The sequence below is a fragment of the Tunicatimonas sp. genome (assembly GCF_049647865.1).
Classification (GTDB): Bacteria; Bacteroidota; Bacteroidia; order Cytophagales; family Cyclobacteriaceae; genus Tunicatimonas.
Window position 1 is genome coordinate 1 of record NZ_JBARYM010000497.1, and the last position, 4,981, is coordinate 4,981.

The 4,981-nt window shown below is 44.8% G+C and carries 4 protein-coding genes; 2 read left to right on the forward strand and 2 right to left on the reverse strand.

Features of this window, described 5'->3' with window-relative positions:
• Positions 1 to 493: hypothetical protein (locus WBA23_RS14730; RefSeq protein ID WP_424583042.1), on the reverse strand; the 493-nt coding region annotated here is incomplete at its 3' end.
• Between the two features lie 16 nt (positions 494 to 509).
• Positions 510 to 3,410: a putative LPS assembly protein LptD gene (locus WBA23_RS14735; protein WP_424583043.1), complete on the reverse strand. Its 2,901-nt coding sequence runs from the start codon at positions 3,408 to 3,410 to the stop codon at positions 510 to 512.
• A 73-nt stretch (positions 3,411 to 3,483) separates the two neighbouring features.
• On the opposite strand from WBA23_RS14735, the gene WBA23_RS14740 reads away from it, so the two are divergent.
• Both WBA23_RS14740 and WBA23_RS14745 read left to right on the forward strand, forming a co-directional pair.
• Positions 3,484 to 4,269 (forward strand): N-acetylmuramoyl-L-alanine amidase family protein, encoded by a 786-nt coding sequence (locus WBA23_RS14740; protein ID WP_424583044.1) that lies wholly within the window; start codon positions 3,484 to 3,486, stop codon positions 4,267 to 4,269.
• Between the two features lie 108 nt (positions 4,270 to 4,377).
• On the forward strand, positions 4,378 to 4,981 hold a 604-nt coding region (locus tag WBA23_RS14745), incomplete at its 3' end, for an MlaD family protein (protein ID WP_424583045.1).

Sequence of the window (4,981 nt, forward strand, 5' to 3'; positions counted from 1 at the left end):
ATACATAGGCCGCTCGCCCATCAATAAAATCGTAGATATGAAAGATTTCTTTGTCAAAGTAGGTAGCTTCCAGCGTACCTCCCACCCAAAGTGTCCAGCGGTTGAATTTACTTATTTTTCGCAGCAAAGTATACTGTAACTGCCACCCTAGTAAGTCTACGTAACTTTGTCTGCCAAATTCATCAAATGAAGCAGTGTACGTTAGCTCATCTTCTATCCGCGATAGTTGAAACCGATGGTAGTGCTGTTGGCCTCGGTAGGTGTACGAGGGTTGCCAAAGCAGATAATTTCCCCGGTAGTGAAACGGCGAGAGAATAGGCTCGGAAGTGGCGTAGCTTTGGTAGCCAACCTGTAAACCAATGCGATGTGGCGACGATTGGGCCATATCCGCACCCGGCTGGGCTATTCCTTCTTGATTAGCTATCGATAGAGCACTTAACGTGATTAGTTGACAGCAAACCCCTTTTCTAACAAATCGTACAATTTTGCTCATGCTAAAACGGCTCTTATTAGAAAAAATCTCGCCATACCCGGCGGCGTTGGAGCTTCAGATCGCTGAGCATAGACGATTTTACGTTGATCTGCACGTAGTAGGAAGTAAACCGTCCGAAAGGAACCCAATCAAAGCGAAAATCAAAGCAGTCCAGATCGCGGAAAATCGTAACGTTAGTTTGGGTGATTTCTTCTCGCTCAAAATCGTAGCCCGACTGAAAGCGAACTTTCCACTTAGGAGTAAGATTAGCATCGCCCGAAAACTGTAACGATTGAGTAAAGGGGCTGGCGGTTGGTTCGGGAGCAAAGTCATTTTCCCGCCGAGCTGGCTCGATGACTTTCTTTCTTAAGTCTCGGCGGTAGTTGAAGGCATAGCGCAACTGTAGACTCCACGCTACATCAAAATCAGCGTAATCATTAAAGGCGGGGCCTACTAGCTCTAGTTGATTCAATTCGTCTACCGTAGGGTCCACGTCATTTTCAGGGTCTACCTCATCTTCTTTGTTTTCTTTAGCTTTAGGTTGCAATCGAGTGCTAATATTAAAGCTAGCTCGAGACAAGGTACCCAGACTAAAATCAGGCATTGCGTCGGCGTTACCTTCACCTATAGGAGCAAGATCTCGTTGCCAAGCGTACTGATCATACTTAACGAATCGTTCAAAGATTTCGCCCCGAGTGGTAGTATCACGCGGGTTAAGCGGATCGGGAATATACAGGTAAGGGTCTACCGTAGCTCCGCCGTTGATCGATACTTTTCCGTCGAGTAGCCGGGTTCGGGCCGAAATATTTAAGGGAGCTAGGCGAAACGAGTCAGCAACAAAGTTATAACTGGTACTAAGCTGTAAACTCTCAAAAATCGGAATCTTCTTGGTAGCGTTTTCAGCATCGGTGGTATCTTTTTTGTCCCGCACCTTCATTTCTAAGTTGTTACCCAGCGAAAAGCCAACAGATCCAGCATTTCCAGCATTAGGGGCCCGGTACACCCGTTCGTCGTACAGGGGGACATTTATTAGGTTTCGGTCGCGGCCCTGCCAAAGTGGGTCACTGATAGAGTCTAGCTCGGGACCAATCCGTACATTGTCGTAATATACACCTTCGTAGTCGGGAGTGTAGCCAATACTAATAGAGGGAATAATAGTATGACGAATTGCCTGAATACTGCCACCTCTTTTAAAGGGAACGGTACCGTATATCCGAGTACTAAAACTCATACTGGCACTCCAGGAGTTTACCCGGTGAAATCCTTGTAAAGTATCAATAACGATGTTATTGGGATCGTCATCGTTGTAAGCAAACTTGTTTAGGTACCAAATCTCTTCATAGTTGAATGAAGGTGACGCCGTAATATTTTTTAGTACGTTAAACGAAGTAGAAATAGGGATGGTGTGGCGCATTCCGGTTTCGGTCCGCCTCAAAATCTGAGGGAGATTATCTCCGTTTATCGCCAAAATACTATCACCCAGTATTGGATCGTAACCGGTAATCTGATCATCAGGAATTCCAGTAGGTGGGCGCACTCGTTCGTTAGTAAACTCATTACGCCCCTGCATCCGGTAGCCAACGTTAATTTTGGCCAACCACCCAGTGCGCCTTTTAGCAATATTCTGAAATGGGTAAATCCGGTTCATGTTAACCGAAATATCGGGCAGTAGCACATTAAACGTTCCGGTAAGTAAGTTCTGATTATGGCGGGCACTGAGGGCCATGTTAAACGGAGTATTGCGAAACGCGGTAGAATACTGCACACTAGAGCTAAGCGTAGTATTCAGGTTCTGCTGCACATTAAGCGAAGGGTTATTTTGGTTGTACGTACTAGTAGCCGCATTAATGGAAGCCGAAAATCGGCTTACCCCCCGGGCTTGAGGATCATGCCGGAACTTAATCCGACAGTCGCGGGCTACTTCCGAATCTTCACTATCCGGGTCTACCCGCTGCTGGTTGAACCGGAAATCTAAGCCACCATTGTAGGCGTAGCGTTTTCGGTACTGCGAGTTTACGGTGAACCCGTAGCTTCCTTTGGAATAAATTTCACCTAATAAAGTCAGGTTCACGTATTCGTTAATATCAAAGTAGTAGCCTCCATTTCTCAGAAAGAAACCCCGCCGCTGTTCCTCTCCGTACTGCGGAATAATAATTCCCGAGTTTTGCTCCCGGGGCATAGGAAAAATACCGAACGGAAGCCCCAGCGGAGTAGGAATATCAGTAATCACTACGTTAAATGGCCCAGAGACTACCAGATTACCCGGCACTACCTTTAGTCGCTTGGATTGAATATAAAAATCAGGAATTTCGCCCGGTTCGCAGTCGCAAGTGGTGTACCAACCTTTATTGATAAATACCTCATCACGCTCATTTTTCTTCACCGTTTCGCCGTACACATAACCAGCACCTTGTCCTTCCGGCTGGGTGAGCACTCCCGAAATATACGCCCGGCGGGTATCGAAGTTATAGCGAATTTCTTCGGTCTGGTATTCTTCACCTCCGTCTTTAAAAATGGGTTTGCCCGTAACTTGTCCGGTAGAGTCTTCCCGCCCTCGGGCCATTAGCATATTGTTAATCCAATCTAGTTCCACATAATCGGCTTGTAGCGAGGTTTCTCCGTAGTTTATAGTGGCATTGCCGTAGAGAAGAATAACTTGATTGATTACATCAAATTTAATAGAGTCTTCGGCATCGTAGGTAATTGTTGTTTCTATATCACCCTCCTGTTGCACCGTTATACTATCAGTCAGCACTGAATCGGCGGCTAGGGTAGCCGTGTCGAGGGGAGGTAATAAATTAGGCGGAATAGTATCGTTCGGCCCTAAAATCCCCAATGTGTCGGCAGTGGGGAACGGGTCTTCGGGCGTTTGGGCGCGTAAATTGGTAGCTACGCCAAATACTAGCCAAATAATACATGCGTATTGTAAATAATGCAATGTATTTTTACGTTTTAAAGAAAATGTGGCATGTTTGCACAAAAGTAGGCTTTGTTACCTAAACAACCGAAGCATGGTGAGAAATATTATATGCATCGCCTGTTTTTCGCTCCTACTACTGATGGCTTCCTTTAGTACGGTAGGAGTAAAGCAATATCAGGTAAAGAAAGTAGTGATTGATGCGGGACACGGGGGGAAAGATCCAGGCACCAGTGGAGTGTTTTCTGATGAAAAAGATATAGCGCTCAATATTGCGCATAAACTGGGGGAAACCATTAATGAATACTTACCCGACGTAGAAGTAATTTACACCCGGGCCGATGATCACTTTATTCCCTTAGAGAAGCGGGCGGATATTGCGAATGGAAATGGAGCTGATTTATTCATATCTATTCATGCCAATGCTTTGCCAGGCAGTTCAGCAACCCACGGTACCGAAACCTACGTAATGGGAACCCACAAAGTGGAAGATAATTTAGATGTAGCTCGGCGGGAGAATTCGGTAATTTTAATGGAAGAAGAATTTGAAGAACGCTACGCGGGTTATGATCCGAATGCCCCCGAATCGCATATTTTGTTTGCACTATACCAAAATGCGTATTTGGGGAACAGTTTAGTGCTGGCCGATAAAATTGAGTCGCAGTTTAAGCATCGAGTGGGGCGGCGTAGCCGAGGGGTGAAACAGGCTGGGTTTTTAGTACTTTGGCGTACTTCTATGCCGAGTGTATTAGTAGAAACAGGTTATCTAACCAACCCTAAAGAAGAAAAATACCTTAACGATGAATTAGGGCAAACCTACATTGCTTCGGGTATTTTTCGGGCTATTCGAGACTATAAAAATGAATTAGAGACAAATTAACTGGATAATTAGCGAATCCGCTAAACTTAATGAAGTGGTATTCAGTATGTAAGTAGATAAGCTCTCGCAATACTTCACAAAAAATTTTGACGTAAACATTTTTTATTCGTGAAATTATCCAAAGAATTAAAAGTCTCACTGTTGGCTATCGTAGCGGCGGTCATCCTCTTCACCGGGGTTCGCTTCTTAAAAGGTACCGAAGTTTTTTCGCGTTTCAATACCTACTACGTAGTTTACGATAATATCGAAGGACTTACGCCCTCTAATCCTGTAATGATTAATGGTTACAAGGTAGGTCAAGTAATGAGTATCAACCTCATGCAAGACCAGGGTAACTTTTTGTTGGTTACCATGAACATTGATGAGAAAATATTACTGGGTAAAGGAGCTACTACATCGCTAGTATCTAGCGATTTGCTAGGAAGTAAAGCGTTGTATTTAAGGGTGGGTGACGTTAGTCAACCAATTAACGATGGTGATACCTTGCTATCGAATGTAGAACAGGGTATTGTAGAGCAGGTACAGGCGCAAGCTCTACCTATTGTCGAGAAGTTGGATTCTACCCTAACCCGAGTGAATCAGATTTTAGGAGCAGGTGACCAATCAGATATGTCTAATATTATTGGCACCCTGGTAGGAGATACCAGCTCAATCTCGGCAGCCGTTATTAATTTGGAAGGAACTACTCGCAGCTTAAACAGCATTCTCCAGC

Excerpts from the sequence above, each read along its gene's own strand:
- WBA23_RS14740 (WP_424583044.1), top strand. The coding sequence starts at position 3,484 with ATGGTGAGAAATATTATATGCATCGCCTGTTTTTCGCTCCTACTACTG.